Genomic DNA, 19388 nt, shown 5'->3' with positions numbered 1-19388 from the left:
GAGACGAGCCATGCACAAGGATTCGCCCACCCAGACCCTGATCCGGTTCACCCTGGGCCAGAAGGTCTTCGTCAACCTCATGTTCGTCCTGCTCATGGTCGTCGGCGCGTTCTGCGTCTTCAACCTGCCGGTGGAGCGCTATCCGGACGTGCGCATGGGCAAGGTGGTCATCTCCGCCTTCCTTCCCGGCGCCAGCCCGGACGAGGTGGAAACCCTGGTCACGCGCAAGATCGAGGACGCGCTCGAGGACCTGGAGAACGTGGAGTTCATCCGCTCCCGCTCCTTCCGGCAGCGCTGCTCCATCATGGTCAAATTCCTGGACGACACCGATTACGACAAGCTGTATGACGAGTTGCGCTTCAAGGTGTTGTCCATCCAGAACGACCTGCCCGCCGACATGGACCCGCCCGACTTCACGGTCATCCGCGTGTCCGAGTGGCTGCCGGTCATGTCCGTGAACCTGCTCGGGGACCGCTCCAACCGTTCCCTGAGTCTCATGGCCGACGAGCTCAAGCTGCCCCTGCAGGCCATCCCCGGGGTCAAGGAAGTCCAGATCAACGGCGAGTACACCCGCGAGTTCCACGTGGCCCTGGACCCGGTCAAGATGATGCGTTTCGGGGTCACCTTCGATCAGGTGGGCCAGGCCCTGCAGGGGGCCAACGTGTCGGTTCCGGCGGGTGATTTCATCAGCGATTCAGGCGAATACGTCATCGTGGTCGACGAAAAGTTCCGATCCCGCGACGAGGTCGCCCGGACCATTGTCCGGCGCGACCTGGACGGTTCCTTCGTCACCGTGGGCGACGTGTTGAGCAGTGCGGGCATGGACTACCGCGACCCGTTCGTGGTCTCGTCGGTCAACGGCAAGGACGCCGTGTCGGTCAAGGTCCTCAAGTCGCCCGAGGGCAACGCCCTGGACATCGGGGCCGCGGTGGAAAAGGTGGTCGCCGACTTCAAGCCCGTGCTCGACAAGGAGGGCGTCCAGGCGGTGGTCACCCAGGACCAGCGCATCAACATCCGCGAGAACATCAACACGCTCGGCTCCAACCTGCTGGTGGGCATCGTCCTGGTCTGCGGCTGCATCTGGCTGTTCATGGGCTTCCGCAACGCCATGCTGACCACCGTGGGCGTACCCTTCTCCTTCCTGGTGACCATGATCATCATGTGGATCACCAACAATTCGATCAACGAGATCACCCTCTTCTCGTTCGTCCTGGTCAGCGGCATCATCGTGGACGACGCCATCGTGGTGGTCGAGAACATCTACCGCCACGTCCAGGACGGCAAAGGGCTGCGCGAGGCCGTGGTGGACGGCGCGAGCGAGGTATTCCTGCCGGTCGTGGCGGCCACCTCCACCACCGTGGCCGCGTTCATGCCCATGCTGATCATGACCGGGTCCACCGGCGAGTTCTTTGCCCTGGTGCCCAAGGCCGTGTCCTTCGCCATCATCGCCTCCCTGGTCGAGTGCCTGGCCATCCTGCCCCTGCATTTCCTGGACTGGCCCGGCGCGGACAAGCTCGGGCGGCAGGCCGCCGAACACCTCCAGGCACGGGACCCGCGCTTCATGGGCTGGCTGAAAAAGGGGACCGACGCGGTCCTGCAACGGACCCTGCGTCACCGCTGGAAGACCCTGGGGCTGGTGGTCGTGGCCTTCTTCATGGCCCTGGTCATGCTCGGGGTCTCGGTCACCGGGGTCATGCCGCTCCTGCGCATCAAGTTTTTCCCGGAAGAATACACCCTCTACTACGTGTCCATGGAAGGCCCGGTGGGTACGGACGTGTACACGGCGTCGGACAAAGCCAAGGCGGTCTCCAGGACCCTCATGGCGCTCGGACCCGGCACGACCAAGGCGTGCTCCGGCCTGGGCGGCATGGACATCAACGAGGACTACGAGAACATCTTCGGCCCCAACCGGGCCATCGTCATCGTGGAGTTGCCCCGCCGGGATGCGCAGGCCTTCGTGGACAACCCCGACAACGACCCTCAGAGGCTCCTGGACGTCATCCGCGCCAAACTGGAACCCCTGGCCTCGGGCGGCTGGCGGTTTCGCGTCTGGCCCGAACAGGGCGGCCCTCCGGCGGGCAAGGACGTGAACATCCGGGTGCTCGGCCCGGACCAGGACGCGGTCATGGCGCTGAAGGACAACGTCTTCAACTGGATACGCAACAACAAGAAGCTCTCGCCCTACCTGGCGGACCTGGCCACGGACACCGGCACGGACAACCGCGTCTTCCGGTTCATTCCCATCCCGAGCCTGGTGGCCGAGTACGGGCTGACCCCGGCCCAGGTGGTCTCCCTGGCGGGCGGCATCCTGGACGGGCGGTTCGTGGGCAAGTTCCGAGCGGCCGACGAGGACGTGGACCTGCGCATGAAGATCGACAAGCGGTTCCTGTCCACTCCCGAGGACGCCCTGGACATCCCCATCCTCCAGAACGACACCGGGCCGGTGCGCCTGGGCGACCTGGCCGAGGTGCGCACCTACCGCGAGCCCGGCCAGCTCAACCGTTTCCAGGGGCAGCGGGCCGTGGCCCTGACCGCCAACATCCGCGAGGGCGCACCCGTCAGCGCCCCCAGCGTGGTCCACGACGTCCGGGCCTACTACCGGACCATCCAGAACGACTATCCGGGCGCGACCATCAGTTTCGCCGGCGAGTTCGAGTCCACGGGGCGGTCCTTCACCTCGCTGATGTACGCCTTCTGCATCGCCATCCTGGTCATGTACACCATCCTGGCCTGCCAGTTCCAATCCTACGTCCAGCCGGCCATCATCCTGTCCGCCGTGGCCTTCGCCCTCATCGGCGTGGTCTTCGGGACCTTCCTGACCCGCTCCCTGTTCACGGTGAACAGCTTCATCGCCACCGTGGGCGTGGCCGGGGTCGTGGTCAACGATTCCCTGGTCCTGCTTGATTTCATCAATCGACTCTACGCCAAGGGCTACCGGCGCATCGACGCCATCCGCGAGGCCGTGCGCGTGCGCCTGCGCCCCATCCTCCTGACCACCCTGACGACAACCCTGGGCCTCCTGCCCATGGCGCTCGGCATCCCCTACTACTCCGTGGTCTGGGGAACCATGGCCACGACCTTCGTCACCGGCCTGTGCGTGGCCACGGCCATGACCCTGCTGGTCATGCCTATCTTGTGGGACCTGGTCACCCGACGCAGGGAGCGCAAGGACCGGAAACGGGCGGCAAAGCGGGGCATCGAGGTCGTCGAAGGGCAGGCCGGTGAAGTTTAGAGTAAATCTAAACTTATTTATGATAAGTAGGAAGCCAGCCGGGAATAATGAGGATTATCATTCGCTGGATAAGCGGAGGCAGGGCTTCGGGCCGGGCTAGAACCGGTATCCCAGGCGCACGCCGAAATTGTCCATGCCCTCGTTCTCGTTGGCCAGGTAGGCGTTGGACATGTGCTCGAATTGGAGGGAGACGTTGACCTTTTCGGTCAGGTCGTAGCCCAGGGCCGCGCCCAGCCGGAAGAGGACCGGGGAGCCCAGGGATTTGCGGTCGGGGTCGTCCGTGTCCCGCCTGCCGTTGTTCACGGACAGGCCGAGGTTGCCGTCCACGAAGAAGCCGCTGGAGAACAGGGGCAGTTCCCAGGTCAGGCCCGCGTAGGCGTGGGAGGTGTTGCCGTCGGTGTTCACGGTCGCGCCCAGGTGCGGACGCGGCGACCAGAGCACGTCCAGGAAGGCTGGAGAGACGAAGAGCAGCTCGCCGTTGATGTCCGTGCCGGACTCGCGGTGGAAGCTCCAGCAACGGACGTCGTGGGCGTACACCCCACCCCGGATCTCGGACAGGATATTTCCTTCGGCGTACGCAGGGAGGGCCGTCAGGGCCAGAAGCAGCAACAGGGCCGGGACGATACAGGCTTTGTTCATTCCGCCATCCTTTTGGGGTTCCTACACCCTATACGGGAGGCGGGGAATTGCTGTCAAACGTCAGCGGCAGAGGGCGTCCAGGAACGGCCGGACCGCGTCCTCCGAAGCGCTCACCCACCAGACCAGGTCGCCCGAGTGCCAGATGAGATGGACCTGGCCCATGCCGGTGAACCGGTACACGGCCTGTCCGTCGTGGTCCAGCCGCTTGGGATTGCCAAAGGGCGACTTGGGGTTCTCGAACATCTTGTGGACCATGAGCCCGGTCTGGCGGCGCGCCTCGGCCTCGGAGGCCACGCGCGACACCCAGACCTCGGCCGGGCGCCCGCCGCCCTCGGCGTAGCGGGCAATGGCGCTGGCCTCGGCCGTAAGCGACTTGCCGTGCAGCCGGTCGACTTCGGCCTGGGCCGCGGCCCCGGTGATCAACTGCACGCGTTTCAGTCCGCCCACGGTTTCGGGCAGCAGCCCGGACAGGTCGTTGGCCAGGGCCGGAGCGGCCAGGGCGAGAACCAGTACGCAACACGGGATCAGGCAGGCGCGGCGCATCTATTTTGCCTCCGTTTTCGGGGTTTCCCCGCCTTCGGGCGCGGATTCGGGTTTGGGCATGTGTTCGGGTTTCGCCGCGGGTTTGCCCATGGACTTTTTCCCGGAGCGGGATTTCCCGAGCTTGCCCAGGTCGGCGGTGAAGGTCCTGCCGCCGCGCCGGACCGTGAAGACCAGCGGTTCGTCCGCGTCGTGCACCTTGGTCCCGGCCATGTGCAGGCTGAACAGCCCCTGGAGCGGGATGCCCGAGGCCTCGGTCAGCAGGTCGCCGGGCCGCAGCCCGGCCCGTTCCGCCCTGGAGCCGCGCGACACGGACTCCACCTGGATGCCGTCCGCCTGGCCGGACAGGACCATGCCCATGCGCGAGCGGTAGGTGTCCGGCGAATAGAAGAACACGTCCCCGGCCTCGGCGTCGAACTCCCCGCCCCGCCACGGCATGATGGTCAGGATGCGCGCCGCCGGGTCGAACCAGCGGATGCGTTTGGCGATGCCCCAGCCGTATTCCACGTGCCCTGCCCCGGCCACCACCAGCACGGGCCAGTCGAACTGTCTGCGCAGCCGCACGGCCTCTTCGGCCATCTTGGAGTCCCAGATGGACTGGACCAGATAGAACCGCTCGCGCTCCTTGTCGTCCTTGGCGTCCTTGTTCCGGTGCATGGCCATGACCGCGTTCAGGAAGGCGCGCTGGTCGGTGGCGGGCGGCACGATCTCCTTGGGCAGCAGCGCTTTTTCCTCGCCGCTCAGCCCGTCCAGGCCGTCCTTGGTGATCTTGCGCACCACCTGGGACGGCACGTTCAGCCCGGCCACGGGCACGCCGTTGCGCTTGGCGATGGCGAAATGGTCGCGGAACAGCCCGAAATCATAGCCCCAGTTCTTGGCCCAATCCAGCTCCGCGGGCAGCGCGTCCAGGCTCACCTGGCCCTTGCAGAAGTCGTCCAGCTCCTGCTGCTTGTCCACGCCGACCATCTCCAATCCCAGGGACAACCCGTCGCCGTTGTCGGACAGGGCCTCCAGCAATGCTTGCTGTACCTTGTGGTCCACCCGGTTTCGGTGGCCTTCGCCAATGAGGATGTAGTCGTAACCCTTTATCATGGCAGCGACTTCCTTAAGGCTCAGTGGTTGTCCATATTTGGAGATGAAGTCGCCCTTCTGGGGCAGGAAGGTCACGGCCATGGGGGCATCGCCGATGGCGTCGGGCCGCGTCTCGGGCGCGTTTTTCGCGCACGCGCCCAATCCCAGGACCAGGACCGGCAGGCAGAGCCACAACGCACTCTTGCGCGCGGTTCGCAGGATATGTTCGATCATGAAAACCTCGTTAGTTGTCGAATTCAGCGTACCAGATGGCCATGGGCAGCCCGGTGGCGTCCCGCTCCGCCGGTTCGGGCAGGGACTTGAGCCTGCCCGCGCCCTGCCGCCCGGTCACGGCCAGGATCAAGGCGTCGAACACGTCGTCCCCGGCCACCCGTGAGGCCGGATGCGTCTCGCGCACCCGGTCCAGCAGCCCGCGCACGTCCGGCACGAACCGCGTCAGAATTTCATACCGCTCCACCACGCCCGGCGTGTCCCGCTTGGGGTAGCGCATGGGCCCTCCCCCGGCCATGGCGAAGGCCAGCTCCGGGTGCGCTTCGAACACCTTTTCCACAGCCTCGGGGTTTGCGGATAAAAACAGATCGACTTCCGCGATCTTTTTCATAATGCCCAAAGATTGTTCGGATAATGACTTTCCGGAAGCTTTCCGGTTGATTGCCTTTGCCGCGGCCTTGGACCCGGCGTGGACCGCCGCGCGGGCGGGCGTATTGAACACGCTGCTCCGCCTCGGCCCAAGCCGCTCCCGGAGCAGTCCCTCGGCCGTGCGGTTCGCGTCGTCGGCCAGCCCGATAGGAATGTCCACCAGCACGTTTTCCGCGTCCCGGTGCTCGGCCCACAGGTCCACAAACGCCGGGTACACGCCCACGTCCCACCGGCCGTCCGCCCCCCAGGCCGCGCACCAGCCTGCCTTGCATCCGTCCACGCCCACGAATTTCATACCAGCACCTATACGCGCCCCGGGCAGCGGTCGCAACCAACTGCAACAGTCCGCACATGGGGGGTGAAGATGCCTCCGGCGGCCAGAGGGGAAACTTTTGAAAAAGTTTCCCCTCTGGACTCCCCTTCAAAACTTTTTGTGTGCCTTCGGCAGGGGCGTGCGGGCGCGGTGGCGGGGTGTTTTGCGGGTGGTGGTGGTGGGAGGAGCTCGGCTGTGCGGTGTCCCGAAGTGTTCGCGCCGGTTGCCAACGCCATAGGCGGGGTTGGCGGGACCCGTCAAAGCGGTTTCGCGGCGTTTTGGGACAGCGGAGCAGGGTGACGTTACCGCGCGCGCAGAATCCGCGCAGCGGCACAAAAAGTTTAGGAAAGGATGGGATGGGAGTCCGGGGAGGGGAAGGAAAAGCCCTTTTCAAAGGGTTTTCCTTCCCTTCCCCCGGCCGCCGGAGGCGTCTTTTACACGAATTTACGGCGCAAGATGCCGCAGAGGTAGTCGATGATGGTCACGGAGACGATGACCATGATCATCATGGTGCAGACTTCGCGGTAGAGGTAGCCGTTGATCTTGTCGAACATGAGGAAGCCGATGCCGCCCGCGCCCACGAAACCGAGGATGGTGGCCGAGCGGACGTTGGATTCGAAGCGCAGCAGGGTGTAGCTGACCACGAGCGGCATGACCTGGGGGATGACCGAGAAGGCCATGATCTGGGCCGGGCCCGCGCCCGAGGCCGTAACGGCCTCCACCTGGCCGGGTTCGATCTGTTCGATGGCTTCGGAAAAGACCTTGCCCAGGATGCCGAAGGTGTGGATGGCCAGGGCCAGGACGCCCGCATAGGGGCCCAGGCCGATGACGGCCACGAAGATCAACGCCATGACGAACTCGTTGAATCCGCGGCAGAAGTCGAGCATGCGCCGGGCAACGAACTGGCCGAACCAGCGGACCATGCGTTGCCAGACGCCGTCGCCCTGGACCATCAGCTCAAGCGTGTTGCTGGCCGCGAACATGGCCATGGGGATGGCCGCGATAAAGGCGATGAGCGTGCCCCATATGGCGATGGCCACGGTCTCGATGAGCGCCTTGGAGTACTCCATGAGGTGCGGCCAGGCGGTTTCGGGCGGGAAGTAGCCGCCGGTCTTTTCGTCCGCGATGCGGTCGTATTCGCTCTGGACGATACGGTCGCGGTCCGCCGGGGTCATGGCCTTCATGCGGGCGTCGGCACGTTTTTGGGCCTCGCGCTGCATGGCCACGGGGTCGAGCGTCTTGCCGGTGGCGGCATATTCCGCCTTGACGGCCTGGTAGGACTCCTCGAAGGCGATGATCGCGGGCAGCCGCTTGGCCTGGTCCAGGGCCGCCTGCTTGTCCGCGTCGTTGAGCTGCCTGCCGAACAGATATTCGAAGGCGTTCTGGCGCTTGGCGTAGAGCTTGAACGGGTCGATGTCCGTGGAGATGTAGGAGGCCACGAGTACGGCCAGGACGATGGCCACCAGGCCCCCCAGGGCGAGCTTCCGGGGGAAGCTCCGCCTGGGGGTGACCTGATCGAGTGTCAGATCATGAGTCATCGTTACTTCTTCTTGGCCAGTTCGGCCTTGAGCCGCTTGAGGTAGCGGACCATGTCGTAGTCCCTGTCCGAGGTGTGGCGGTAGCCGCCGTTCTGCAGGACTTCCAGGGCCTCGGGGTCGTCGTTGATCTTGAGCAGGGAACCGGCGATGGCGCACTTCAGGCTCTCGGGCAGGTCCTTGCGCACGGCGATGGGCGCGCCGGGGATCATGTCGGAACGTTTGATGATGTTGAAGTCCTGCAGGGAGACGGCGCCCTTCTCGATCATGCGGTCCATGTCGATGTTGTTGGTGGCGGCCACCTGGATGGAGCCGTTCTTGACGGCCAGGATGGACGCGCCGTGGGAGCCGGAGAAGCGCACTTCGGCGAAGTACTTCTCGGGATCGACCTTCATGTCGCGGGCGAAGATGACGTTGGGCACCAGGTAGCCGGAGGTGGAGTTGGGATCGGTGAAGGCGAAGGTCTTGCCCTTGGCCTTTTCCATGTCGGTGATGCCGGAACCCTTCTTTAGGTGATGATGATGCCGGTGTAGCCGGGCTGGCCGTCCTTGTTCAGCTCCATGACGATGGCTTCGGCGTTGGCCTTTTCAGCGGCCTCCACATAGCTCTTGGGGCCGAAGTAGGCCAGGTCGATGTGCTTGTTGGCCATGGCGGTGATGATGCCGTTGTAGTCGGAGGCGGTGAAGATCTCGACCTTGACGCCGAGGTCCTTTTCCAGTTCTGCGGCGATGGGCTTGGCGCGCTTGGCGGAGTCGGCCGCGCCCTCGGTGGGGATGAAGCCGAGCTTCAGGGTGGTGGGCCACTGTTCGGGGCCGGCGTTGGCCAGGCCGGGCAGGGCCACGGTCAGGACCAGGGCCGCCATCATGAACACTTTGGACAGTTTCGAGAACATTGGGGAATCTCCTGTGGTTGTTGAGGTTGACGCAGTTCTTGCCGATCGGCGGCCGGTTCGCTGCCGGATATGGATCAGGCGGCGGAGAGCTCTTCCAGGGCTTCCTCCGCCTTGTCGCCGTAGATGCACGACACGGTCTCGGCGTCGAGGTCCCGGGCCGTGCCGTCAAAGATCAGTTCACCCTTGGACATGCCCAGGATGCGCTTGCCGAAGCGCTGGGCGAAATCGATGTGGTGCAGGTTCACGAGCACAGGGATGCCTTTGTCCTCGTGAATCTTGGCCAGGATCTGCATGACCGTCTCCGAGCTGCGCGGGTCGAGGCTGGCGATGGGCTCGTCGGCCAGGAAGACCTCGGGCTCCTGGGCCAGGGCGCGGGCGATGGCCACGCGCTGCTGCTGGCCGCCGGACAGGGCGTCTGCCCGGCGGAAGGCCAGGTCCCCGATGCCCACCTGTTGCAGGCACTCGAAGGCGAACTCGCGTTCGGCCTTGGAGAACTGGCGGAACATGGACAGGCAGCGCTTGACCGGGTGGGCGTTGAAGCGCAACCGGCCGACCAGGACATTCTCCATCACGGTCAGGCGGCGGACCAGGTTGAACTGCTGGAAGATCATGCCCACGCGGCGGCGCACCTGCCTGAGCTGCCCGCCGTTGACCCGGGTGACGTCCTCGCCGAACAGGGCGATGGACCCCTGGGTCGGGCGGATCAACCGGTTCATGCAGCGCAGCAGCGTGGATTTTCCGGCCCCGGACAGGCCGATGATGACGCAGAAGTCGCCGGCGTTGACGGTCACGGACACGTCCTTCAGGGCCACGGTGCCGTTGGGGTAGACCTTGCTCAGCCCCTTGGCCTGGATGGCCTCGCGCTGCTGGCGGTTGCGGATATTGATGGATTTCATGAAAGCCTCCCGACTCGTTCTGTGGATATGTTCGGGGGAGGCGCCCGGCCCGAAGGCGGCAGCTTCCCTCACCGTGAAGGGTCTACACACTCCCTGCAACAGGGGTATTGTGACCGGGTGACGGTTTGACGAAATCGTCGCTTGCGGCTGTCACATTCAGGCCGCGTTTTTAGCAGTCATTTCAAGCGGTCCGGAAGTTTCGGCCGGCCAGGTCCGTAACACGGCGGGTACGCCTTCGATCTCGCGCACCCGGACCAGGTCCGCGCGCAGTCCGCAGGCGATACTCCCCCGGTCCGCCAGCCCTATGGCTTCGGCCGGGTTGGCGCTGATCCGGGCCACTGCCTCGGGCAGGGAGAAGCCCAGGCTGTGGTGCAGGGCGAACGCCCCGGCGACCAGGCTGCCCGGCACGTAGTCCGAGGAGATGATGTCCAGCAGGTCCGCTTCGGCCAGTTCGCGGGCCGAGACGTTGCCCGAGTGGGACCCGCCTCGGACCAGGTTGGGGCCGCCCATGACGATGCGGATCCCCGCTTCGCGGGCCAGGCGGGCGGCTTCTACGGTGGTCGGAAACTCGGAGATGGCCATGCCCTCGGCCACGGCCTGGGCGATGTGTTCGGCCAGGGTGTCGTCGTGGCTGGCCATGGGCAGGGACCGCTCGCGGCACAGGGAGACGATGCGCTCGCGGTTGCCGGCCGCGCAGGCCTGCTGGGTGGCGTGCAGCCGCTTTTCGATCTCGGCGAACTCCTCGTCGCTCCAGCCTTTCTTGTAGTATTTGCGGTACTTGTCCGTGTCCGTGAACTGGCGTTGCCCCGGCGTGTGGTCCATGAGCGAGACGAGCATGAGCTCCGGGTCGTCGATGTGCGGCAGGAGCATGTCCAGGACCTTGGGGTCGGAAAATTCGCAGCGCAGGTGCAGCCGGTGGTCCGCCTTGAGCACCCCGGTGGCCCGTGCCCGGGAAAGCGCCCGCAGGGACATGTCCATCATCTCCGAGCGGTTGGGGCCGTCGTGGTATTCGCCGAGCGAGACCGCGTCGAGCACCGTGGTGATGCCCGCGCCGGCCATGGTGTTGTCGTGGGCCAGGACCGCGCCGATGGGGTCGGGCCAGAAGACCCCCGGCCTCGGCTCCAGCTCCTGTTCCAGGTTGTCGGTGTGCAGCTCCACGAAGCCGGGCAGGAGATAGTCGTTGTTCAGGTCTTCCGCGCCCGTCACGTTGCACGGGCCGAGGTCGATGGACTGGATGACCCCGTCCGTGATCCTGACCGAGCCGGTGACGACCTCGTGGCGCAGGACGATGCGGGCGTTCTTGAGAATGCGGTCCATGGTTATGCGGCCTCCTTGAAGCTGCGCATTTCGAACAGTCTGTCGGCCACCAGGTCGCGCACTTCCTCGTCGTGGAAGATGCCGACCACGGCCGTGCCGCGGGCCTTGGCTTCGTTGATGAGAGAGACCACCACCCGCCGGTTCTCGGCGTCCAGGGAGGCGGTCGGCTCGTCCAGGAGCAGGACCGGGTATTCCACGCTGAAGCCGCGCGCGATGTTGACCCGCTGCTGCTCGCCGCCCGAAAAGGTGGCCGGTGGCAGGGACCACAGGGCGGACGGGATGTTCAGCCGCTTGAGCAGGAAGGCGGCCCGGTCGCGGGCATCCTTCACGTCGCCGGTCAGGCTGACCAGGGGCTCGGCCACCACGTCCAGGGCCGGGACGCGCGGCACCACCCGCAGGAACTGGCTGACGTAGCCCATGGTCTTCCTGCGGATGTCCAGGACCTGTCTGGGCGTGGCGCTGACGATGTCGACCATCCCGCCCTCGTGGCGGATGGCCACCGAACCGTTTTGCGGCCGGTAGTTGCCGTAGAGCGAGCAGATCAGCGAGGACTTGCCCGCGCCCGAGGCCCCGGCCAGGGCCACGCACTCGCCGGCGGCGACGTCGAGGGTCAGGCCGGAAAAGACCGGGATGACCGTGCCGCCCTGGGTGTGCAGGATGAAGGTCTTGTCCAGGTTGCGGACGGAAATCATGGTGTTGTCGGTGGGCATTGTCGTTCCTAGGCCTGCAGGATCGAGGAGACCAGCAGTTGGGTGTAGGGGTGTTGGGGGTCGTCCAGGACCTGGTCGGTCAGCCCGGTCTCGACCACCTCGCCGCGCTGCATGACCATCAGCCGGTGGGCCAGGAGCCGGGCCACGGCCAGATCGTGGGTGACGATGATGACCGACAGCCCGAGCCGGGAGACCAGGTTGCGCAGCAGGTCCAGGAGCTTGGCCTGCACGGACACGTCCAGGCCGCCGGTGGGCTCGTCCATGAACACGATCCGGGGCTGGGTGATCAGGTTGCAGGCGATCTGGAGGCGCTGCTGCATACCGCCGGAAAAGGTCTTGGGAAAGTGGTCGATACGCCCGGCCTCGATCTCCACCTCGGCCAGCCACTTGAGGGCCTCGGTCCGGATGTTGCCGTAGTGGCGCGCGCCGATGCTCATCAGCCGCTCGCCCAGGTTGGCCCCGGCGGTGACGCCCAGCCTGAGGCCGTCGCGCGGGTTCTGGTGGACCACGCCGAGCTCGGTGCGCAGCAGCTTGCGGCGGACGGGCTCGGCGCAGCCGTGCACGTCGATGTCGCCGAACTCGCGGGACGCGTAGCCGACCGATCCGGCGGTGGGTTCGAGCCTCCCGGACAGGCAGCCGAGCAGGGTGGACTTGCCCGAGCCGGACTCGCCCACGATGCCCATGACCTCGCCGGGCCAGAGGTCGAAGGAGATGTCGCGGCAGCCGATCATCTCGCCGTATTTCTTGGTGACGTTGCGCACGCGGATCATGGGTTGCGGCAGCTTGGTCATGCCTTGTTTCCTTCCTTGCCGGGCGTCTTGCCCGTGAGTTCCGCCAACTCCTCCTGGTCGGCCATGGGGCCGGTGTGGCCCTGGGCGCGGCGGGTGGCGCAGTAGTCCGTGTCCGAGCAGACGAACATGCGCTCGCCCGCGTCGTTCAGGATGATCTCGTCCAGGTAGCTGTCCTCGGCCCCGCACAGGGCGCAGCACCCGTCCCAGGTCTCCACCTCGAAGGGATAGTCTTCGAAATCCAGGCTCCTGACCTCGGTGTAGGGCGGGATGGCGTAGATGCGTTTCTCGCGGCCCGCGCCGAAGACGTGCAGGGCCGGGGAGTCGTCGAGCTTGGGGTTGTCGAACTTGGGGATGGGCGACGGGCTCATGATGTACCTGCCGTTGACCTTGACCGGGTACATGAAGTTGGTGGCGATGCGCCCGTGCCGGGCGATGTCCTCGTAGAGCTGGACGTGCATGACCCCGTACTCCTCCAGGGCGTGCATGGTCCGCGTCTCGGTCTCGCGCGGCTCCACCCAGCGCAGGGGCTCGGGGATGGGCACCTGGTAGACCATGATCTGGCCCTCTTTGAGCGGGGTCTCGGGGATGCGGTGGCGGGTCTGGATGACTGTGGCCTCACCGGTCCGCTCCGTGGTCTCGACCCCGGTAACCTTGGCGAAGAACTTGCGGATGGAGACCGCGTTGGTGGTGTCGTCCGCGCCCTGGTCGATGACCTTGAAGACGTCATCCGGCCCGAGGATGGAGGCGGATAGCTGGATGCCGCCCGTGCCCCAGCCGTAGGGCATGGGCATCTCGCGCCCGGCAAAGGGCACCTGATAGCCGGGGATGGCCACGGCCTTGAGGATGGCCCGGCGGATCATCCGCTTGGTCTGCTCGTTCAGGTAGCCGTAGTTGTAGCCCGTTTCCACGGCGGACGTTCCGGGGGCGGCGGGCGTCTTGACGGCGGTCATGCGGCCTCCTCGGTTTCGGCCTTGGACTCGGCCCGTTTGAGAATCTCGGCCCGCATCCCCCGGACCATGACCAGGTCGGCCTGGAAGTCCACGTAGTGCGGGAGCTTGAGGTGCTGGACGAAGCCCTGGGCCTCCACGTTGTCGCTGTGGGACAGGACGAACTCCTCGTCCCGGGACGGGGCGTTGATGTCCTCGCCGAGTTCGCGGGCCTGGAGGGAGCGGTCCACCAGGGACATGGCCATGACCTTGCGCTCGTTGTAGCCGAAGGACAGGCCGTAGCCGCGCGTGAACCGGGGCAATTCGTCCTTGGAGCCCTTGAAGCTGGTGACCATCTCGCACTCGGACACGGTCACGTCGCCGATCTCCACCTCGAAGCCGAGTTCGTCCGGGCAGATGGACACGGCCACCTCGCCCATGCGGATCTCGCCCGCAAAGGGGTGGTTGTCGCCGAAGCCGCGCTGGCTGGAATAGCCCAGCGCCAGCAGGAACCCCTCGTCCCCGCGCGCCAGGTTCTGCAGGCGCACGTCGCGGGCGGCCGGATAGGTCAGCGGGTCGCGGGTGATGTCGCCCACGGGCCGCGCGCGCTCAGGTCCTTCGCCGGGACGGTCCACCAGGCCTTCCTCGGACAACAGGTCCATGACCCTGGACAGGGGCGGCTCGCCGCCGGTCTCGTCCGGGGGGGCGTCCGGCGCCGTGGCCGCGGGCTCCGGGCGGTTTCCGGCGGCCAGGTCGAAGTCCAGGAGCCGGTGGGTGTAGTCGAAGGTCGGTCCGAGGACCTGGCCTCCGGGGATGTCCTTGAAGGTGGCCGAGACGCGGCGGCGGACCTCCATGGCCGTGGTGTCCACCGGGAGGCTGTCGTACAGCCGGGGCAGGGTGGTCCGGTAAGCCCGCAGGAGGAAGGTCGCTTCCACCAGGTCGCCGCGCGCCTGCTTCACGGCCAGGGCCGCGAGCCAGGGGTCGTACAGGGCGCCCTCGCTCATGACCCGGTCCACGGCCAGGCGCATCTGTTCAAGAATCTGTTCTACGGTCAGTTCCGGGACGCCGGGATCGCCCCGGCGCTCCTCGGCCATGAGCCGATGGGCGTTTTCGATGGCCTGTTCGCCACCCTTGACGGCTACGTACACGTTATATTCCCACCTGGATCGTTCTCGGCAGGGAGACGATCTCCGTTTGTGTTGCCAGAATCACGTCGAAGCCCAGCGGAAATCGCCGGGCGTTGCGTTGCAGCGACCGCCAGAAGTCGGGGTTCAGCCCGTCCACGTGCAGCCGGGTCTCGCCCTTGATGCCGGGGCCGGAAAGGGGAATCCCCCGGCCCACGTTCATGGCCTTGACCTGGATGATCAGGGTGGCCGAGCGGTCCGGGTATTCGAGATCGCCTGGATGGAACTGGCCGAGGTCCGGCAGCTCCAGCCCGTCGGGGATCAGGCCGAAGGTGGCGCTCTCCGGTCTGCGGGAGACGGTGCAGCCGCAGTGGAAGCGCAGGTAGGTCTGGATATCCAGCGGGGCGCTCGGCCCGATCCACAGGGGCGTGTCCATGTCCACCAGGGCCAGGCAGACCGCGGCCGCGGCCGGGTGCAGCCCCTTGGGCGGCGTGGGCCAGTTGCCGAGCACGGTGACCGTGCCCGGATGGGACATGGTCAGGAGTATGGCCCGGAATATGCGCTGGTTTTCAAGGGCCGGTTCGCGCGGTTCTTTGGCCGCGTCAAGGGCGTGTCCTTGCATGGGTTCCCCCTAGTCTTCGCCGCGAACCATGGTGAAGAAGTTCACCTTGGTGGCTGCGGTTTTGGCTGCCCGCCCGCGGCGCCCCTCCGCGAGGGAGGCCGAAAGCGGGTCGATAACGGCCCGGCGCAGGGCGGGGCCGGAGTCCGGGTCCTGGAGCAGCGCGTCGAACAGCGCCGCCAGTTCGGCGTGCCGCCGGTCGCGTCCGGCCACGAAGCCGTGGCCCACGCTGCCGTCCGGCAGACGGACCGAGCAGCGGCACATGGTCATTTCGCCGAGGTTGAACCGTTCGCCGCGGGCCTCGGCCCTGGCGCGGACCATGGTCATGCCCACCTCGGGCGGGCGCAGGTGCTCGAACCGTGGTTCGGGGTCGAGCCGGGCGTAGGCCGCCTCCAGGCGGTCCGTGCCGGTCCGGGCGAGGACCCCCATCCATTCCTTTCTGGCTCGGGTTTGCCGGTCCATGGGGGCCTTCATGTCACTATCGGGTTTCATTTCTGTGAAATCCTCATAAGTTGTCTAGACAACCGGCGAAGCCTGTGCTCTGCCGGGCGAAAAACGAGTCGAGGTACATGTATGCTCACGCGCGGAAACGGGGTCGCCTTGTGGCGGCAGATCCATGCGCAATTGGAGGCGGCCATCTCGTCCGGACGATTCGGGCCGGGCGACCGGCTGCCGTCGGAAAACAGCCTGTCCGTGGAGTTCGGGGTCAACCGCCACACCATCCGGCGCGCCCTGTCCGTGCTCGAGGAGGACGGGCTCATCCGCGTGGAACAGGGGCGCGGCTCCTTCGTGCGCGAACCGGTCATCCACTATCCGGTCAGCCGCCGGACGCGGTTCAGCGAGAACCTGTCCCGCCAGCGGCGCACGCCGGGCAACATCCTGCTCCAGGCCGTGGACACCGAGGCGGAACCGCGCGTGGCCGAGGCCCTCGGCATCGAGCCGGGCGAGGTCGTCACCCGCATCACCAGCGCGGGCGAGGCGGACGGCAGGCGCATCAGCTATTCCACGGCCTTTTTCCCCAAGACCCTGTTTCCGGGCATGGTCCGGGTCTACCGCGAATTGAAGTCCGTGACCCGTACGCTCGAATACTTCGGGGTGTCCGACTATTCGCGCAAGCAGACCCGGATCATCGCCCGCATGCCCACCGGCGAGGAAGCCGGGGAGCTGCGCCAGCCCAGGAACCGCCCGGTGCTCGTCACCGAGAGCGTCAACGTGGACGAGACCGGCGTGCCCGTGGAGTTCGGGGTCTGCCTGTTCGCCAGCGACTGGGTGCAGATTCTGGTGGAGCCGTGATAGGGTCATGTCCGTGCCTCGGGCCCGCGGTTCGGGTTTGTCCGGCCCGGGGTTCGGGCCGCGTTCGGGAACGTGGTAGGACAAGGGCGGACAAGGCACACTAGACAAGTTCCGCACTTGTCCGCTTTAGACAGGGATTTCAACTTGTTGTAACCTAACCGTCAAATTCGTCGCGGAAATGATGCGCTCCCGTGCTTTTCCAAACCCGGCGCATTTGTCAGTCAGGAGCCATGAACACGCACCCGTACCCCCAAGAGGACGTCCGGCTCGGCCCGGACCCCGCGGTCCACCCCACGGCGGACGTCCGCGACAGTTCCCTCGGTCCCTACACCGAGGTCCTGGAGCACTGCCTGATGCTCGAATCCGTCCTGGGCGATTACGCCTACCTGAGTCCCGGCTGCGACGTGGCCTACGCCGACATCGGCAAGTTCGCCTCCATCGCGTCGAACGTGCGCATCGGCCCGACCAACCACCCCATGTGGCGGCCGTCCCAGCACCATTTCACCTACCGCAGCACGCGCTACGGCTTCGGCCCGGACGACGAGGCCGTGTTCGAGTGGCGGCGCACCCAGCGCACCCGCATCGGCTGCGACGTCTGGGTCGGCCACGGGGCGGTGGTTCTGCCCGGCGTAAGCATCGGCCACGGCGCGGTCATCGGGGCCGGGGCCGTGGTCTCCAGGGACGTGCCTCCCTACGCCATCGTGGGCGGGGTCCCGGCCCGGATGATCCGCGAGCGGTTCCCGGCCGAGGTGCGCCAGCGTCTCCTGCGCCTGGCCTGGTGGGACTGGCCCCATGATTTCCTGGGCAAGGCGCTGCCCGACTTCCGGGAACTGGACATCGAAGCGTTCCTGGACAAGTACGAGGGGGGCGCGGCCTCATGACCGGACAGACGAGCGGACGCTACGGCGTCTATTACGCCCCGGAGCGGGGCGGCGACCTGGACCGCTTCGGCGCGGCCTGGCTCGGCCGGGACAACGAGTCCGTCCCGCCCGCCGCCCCGGTCCCGCCGGACGGCCTCTCTCCGGAGGCCTTGTCTCCGGAGGCATGGCGGGCGGCCACCGAGCCGCCGCGCCACTACGGCTTCCACGGCACGCTCATGCCACCCTTCGCGCCCCTGCCCGGCGTGGACGAGGCCGGGATAGTCGACCGGCTGGAGACCCTGGCCGGATCCCTGGCCCCGTTCGACCTGCCCTCCCTGTCCGTGCGCGTGATAGGCTCGTTCCTGGCCCTGGTCCCGGCCGACCAGGTCCGTCTGGGCGAGGCCGCCGAGGCCTGCCTGCGGGCCATGACCCCCCTGCGGATTCCGGCCACCCCCGAGGAGAACGAGGCCCGCCGGACCCCGGGCATGACACCGGCCCAAAGCCGCCTGCTCGACGAGTGGGGCTACCCCTACGTGCTTTCGGAATTTCGTTTCCACATCACCCTGACCGGTCGCGTCGAGGACCCGGACCGGCGCGCACGCCTTGCGGACATCCTGTCCGGCCTGGCCGCGTCCGTCACCGGGCGCCCCTATCCGGTCCGCGAACTCTGTCTCTTCCACCAGCCCGACCGGTCCGCGCCGTTTCGGCTGACCTACCGGGCCCGGCTCGGCAATACCAAGGAGAATTCATGACCCGAGGCAACCTGATCTACGTCATCGGTCCTTCCGGCTGCGGCAAGGACTCCATCATGCTCTACGCCCGCAAGCACTGCCCCGGAAGCGAGGCGGCCTTCGCCCACCGCTACATCACCCGCCCGGCCGACGCCGGGGGCGAGAACCACGTGGCCCTGCTGCCCGACGAGTACCGTGCCCGCCTGGACCTGGGCCTGTTCGCCCTTGCCTGGGACAGCCACGGCAACCGCTACGGCGTGGGCATCGAGATCGACGCCTGGCTGGAGGCGGGCCTGAACGTGGTGGTCAACGGCTCCCGCGCCTATCTGCCCGAGGCCGTCCGGCGCTACCCGGACCTTGTTCCGGCGCTGGTCACCGTGGACCCGGACATCCTGCGCCAGCGCCTCGTCCTGCGCGGCCGGGAGACCGCCGAAGAGGTCGAAGGCCGGTTGCAACGCGCCGGGGACTACGCCGTCAGCCACCCGGCCCTGCGGACCATCGACAACAGCGGGGAGCTGTCCTCGGCCGGCCGCGCCCTGCTTGAGCTGGCCCGGAAGCGGCCGCCGCGCATGCGCCGGGCGGTCTGAGCCGGGTAACGGGGGTGGGGCGTCGGGACCCCGCCTTGACTATCTCGCGATAGTCGCTATAGTGGGCACAGTCGAAAGGCATCCCCCTTGCCTCGGTCCCGGAACGCATTCCGGTTCCAGCCGGTCGCTCTCCGGTACAGGCTCAAGCGGGGAGGAACACAAGCAAAGATCCGTCTCCACAAGACGACCCGAAGAAGGCGCAAACGCCGTACCGCTTGTTCGCTTCCGCACCGCCTTCGACGACATGGTCGAATCCATGTTTTCCGGCTCAGGGCAGCTTGCCCGCCGAACACCCCGGTTTCACGCAATCCCGCACGCGGATGTCTTCACCCCCCCCTCAAGGGGCGGACGTTTGCGGCACCAACCAGGAACACGCCGTCCGGCTTGACCGCTTTGGCGTCTGCATAAGGATTCTTCCGTTACGAACGGCCGAAGTCCTTGTCCTGTATCAAAAGGGATTCTGGAAAACCGGAAGGGGATCGGTGGCCATAGCACCCTGTTCGCCCGGCTATTTCGACCGCTACCGGATCAGCGCCAAGCTCGGCAAGGGCGTCTCGTGCACAACGGCGCAGGAGACCGCCAAACCGGAGAACCGATGTGGAAATGTCCGCGTCGACAGTCCGGACACGGCCTGAATCCCTCTCTCTCACCC

At 66.5% G+C, this 19388-nt stretch carries 21 protein-coding genes; 6 read left to right on the top strand and 15 right to left on the bottom strand.

The genetic code is table 11. The features are described from left to right. The first annotated feature begins 10 nt into the window (after positions 1-10). On the top strand, positions 11-3232 hold the full coding sequence (locus tag V8V93_RS02485) for an efflux RND transporter permease subunit (RefSeq protein ID WP_338668793.1): 3222 nt from the start codon (positions 11-13) through the stop codon (positions 3230-3232). 96 nt (positions 3233-3328) lie between these two features. Here the strand turns inward: V8V93_RS02485 and V8V93_RS02480 are convergent, their stop codons facing one another. The 15 genes from V8V93_RS02480 to phnG all read right to left on the bottom strand — a co-directional run bounded on the left by V8V93_RS02480 (position 3329) and on the right by phnG (position 15757). After that, a complete protein-coding gene (locus tag V8V93_RS02480; protein WP_338668792.1) occupies positions 3329-3871 on the bottom strand; it encodes an acyloxyacyl hydrolase in 543 nt (180 codons plus the stop codon). A gap of 60 nt (positions 3872-3931) precedes the next feature. Beyond that, the gene (locus V8V93_RS02475) at positions 3932-4414 is read right to left on the bottom strand and encodes a hypothetical protein (protein WP_338668791.1); all 483 of its coding nucleotides are present in this window, start codon (positions 4412-4414) and stop codon (positions 3932-3934) included. Then, positions 4415-5716 carry a ChaN family lipoprotein gene (locus V8V93_RS02470; RefSeq protein ID WP_338668790.1) on the bottom strand — a complete coding sequence of 434 codons (1302 nt, stop codon included), beginning with the start codon at positions 5714-5716 and terminating at the stop codon, positions 4415-4417. A gap of 10 nt (positions 5717-5726) precedes the next feature. Then, on the bottom strand, positions 5727-6437 hold the full coding sequence (locus tag V8V93_RS02465; RefSeq protein ID WP_338668789.1) for a DUF429 domain-containing protein: 711 nt from the start codon (positions 6435-6437) through the stop codon (positions 5727-5729). 452 nt (positions 6438-6889) lie between these two features. Next, entirely contained in the window at positions 6890-7993 is a 1104-nt protein-coding gene (gene phnE / locus V8V93_RS02460) for a phosphonate ABC transporter, permease protein PhnE (RefSeq protein WP_338668788.1), read from the bottom strand. 2 nt (positions 7994-7995) lie between these two features. Continuing rightward, positions 7996-8475, bottom strand: coding sequence for a phosphate/phosphite/phosphonate ABC transporter substrate-binding protein (phnD, locus tag V8V93_RS02455; RefSeq protein ID WP_338668787.1), 480 nt, complete (start codon positions 8473-8475; stop codon positions 7996-7998). A gap of 23 nt (positions 8476-8498) precedes the next feature. Further along, entirely contained in the window at positions 8499-8882 is a 384-nt protein-coding gene (locus tag V8V93_RS02450) for a MetQ/NlpA family ABC transporter substrate-binding protein (RefSeq protein ID WP_338668786.1), read from the bottom strand. A 74-nt stretch (positions 8883-8956) separates the two neighbouring features. Then, positions 8957-9778 carry a phosphonate ABC transporter ATP-binding protein gene (gene phnC / locus V8V93_RS02445; RefSeq protein ID WP_338668785.1) on the bottom strand — a complete coding sequence of 274 codons (822 nt, stop codon included), beginning with the start codon at positions 9776-9778 and terminating at the stop codon, positions 8957-8959. 156 nt (positions 9779-9934) lie between these two features. Then, positions 9935-11095: an alpha-D-ribose 1-methylphosphonate 5-triphosphate diphosphatase gene (locus V8V93_RS02440; RefSeq protein ID WP_338668784.1), complete on the bottom strand. Its 1161-nt coding sequence runs from the start codon at positions 11093-11095 to the stop codon at positions 9935-9937. A 2-nt stretch (positions 11096-11097) separates the two neighbouring features. Continuing rightward, complete coding sequence (gene phnL / locus V8V93_RS02435; RefSeq protein WP_338668783.1) at positions 11098-11805, bottom strand: phosphonate C-P lyase system protein PhnL; 708 nt, start codon at positions 11803-11805, stop codon at positions 11098-11100. An 8-nt stretch (positions 11806-11813) separates the two neighbouring features. Then, positions 11814-12596 (bottom strand): phosphonate C-P lyase system protein PhnK, encoded by a 783-nt coding sequence (gene phnK / locus V8V93_RS02430; RefSeq protein WP_338668782.1) that lies wholly within the window; start codon positions 12594-12596, stop codon positions 11814-11816. Beyond that, positions 12593-13546 carry an alpha-D-ribose 1-methylphosphonate 5-phosphate C-P-lyase PhnJ gene (locus V8V93_RS02425; protein WP_338668781.1) on the bottom strand — a complete coding sequence of 318 codons (954 nt, stop codon included), beginning with the start codon at positions 13544-13546 and terminating at the stop codon, positions 12593-12595. The genes phnK and V8V93_RS02425 overlap by 4 nt, the downstream gene beginning before the upstream one ends. Continuing rightward, positions 13543-14670, bottom strand: coding sequence for a carbon-phosphorus lyase complex subunit PhnI (locus tag V8V93_RS02420; RefSeq protein ID WP_338668780.1), 1128 nt, complete (start codon positions 14668-14670; stop codon positions 13543-13545). The genes V8V93_RS02425 and V8V93_RS02420 overlap by 4 nt, the downstream gene beginning before the upstream one ends. 1 nt (position 14671) lies before the next feature. Continuing rightward, positions 14672-15268: a phosphonate C-P lyase system protein PhnH gene (gene phnH / locus V8V93_RS02415; protein ID WP_338668779.1), complete on the bottom strand. Its 597-nt coding sequence runs from the start codon at positions 15266-15268 to the stop codon at positions 14672-14674. 9 nt (positions 15269-15277) lie between these two features. Continuing rightward, positions 15278-15757, bottom strand: a complete 480-nt coding sequence (gene phnG, locus V8V93_RS02410; RefSeq protein WP_338668778.1) for a phosphonate C-P lyase system protein PhnG — start codon at positions 15755-15757, stop codon at positions 15278-15280. Positions 15758-15838: 81 nt separating this feature from the next. On the opposite strand from phnG, the gene phnF reads away from it, so the two are divergent. From phnF to V8V93_RS02385, 5 genes are all read left to right on the top strand, one after another. Beyond that, on the top strand, positions 15839-16558 hold the full coding sequence (phnF, locus tag V8V93_RS02405) for a phosphonate metabolism transcriptional regulator PhnF (protein WP_338668777.1): 720 nt from the start codon (positions 15839-15841) through the stop codon (positions 16556-16558). 230 nt (positions 16559-16788) lie between these two features. Beyond that, positions 16789-17439, top strand: coding sequence for a DapH/DapD/GlmU-related protein (locus V8V93_RS02400; protein WP_338668776.1), 651 nt, complete (start codon positions 16789-16791; stop codon positions 17437-17439). Next, positions 17436-18170 (top strand): DUF1045 domain-containing protein, encoded by a 735-nt coding sequence (locus tag V8V93_RS02395; RefSeq protein WP_338668775.1) that lies wholly within the window; start codon positions 17436-17438, stop codon positions 18168-18170. The genes V8V93_RS02400 and V8V93_RS02395 overlap by 4 nt, the downstream gene beginning before the upstream one ends. After that, positions 18167-18736, top strand: coding sequence for a phosphonate metabolism protein/1,5-bisphosphokinase (PRPP-forming) PhnN (gene phnN / locus V8V93_RS02390; RefSeq protein ID WP_338668774.1), 570 nt, complete (start codon positions 18167-18169; stop codon positions 18734-18736). Before V8V93_RS02395 ends, phnN begins: the two co-directional genes overlap by 4 nt. Positions 18737-19218: 482 nt before the next feature. Continuing rightward, the gene (locus tag V8V93_RS02385; RefSeq protein WP_338668773.1) at positions 19219-19371 is read left to right on the top strand and encodes a hypothetical protein; all 153 of its coding nucleotides are present in this window, start codon (positions 19219-19221) and stop codon (positions 19369-19371) included. The last annotated feature ends 17 nt before the right edge of the window (positions 19372-19388 follow it).

The sequence above is a fragment of the Pseudodesulfovibrio sp. 5S69 genome (genome assembly GCF_037094465.1).
Lineage (GTDB): Bacteria > Desulfobacterota > Desulfovibrionia > Desulfovibrionales > Desulfovibrionaceae > Pseudodesulfovibrio > Pseudodesulfovibrio methanolicus.
The sequence above is the reverse complement of the archived record's forward strand: the minus strand, read 5'-3'. Positions and strand labels throughout refer to the sequence as shown.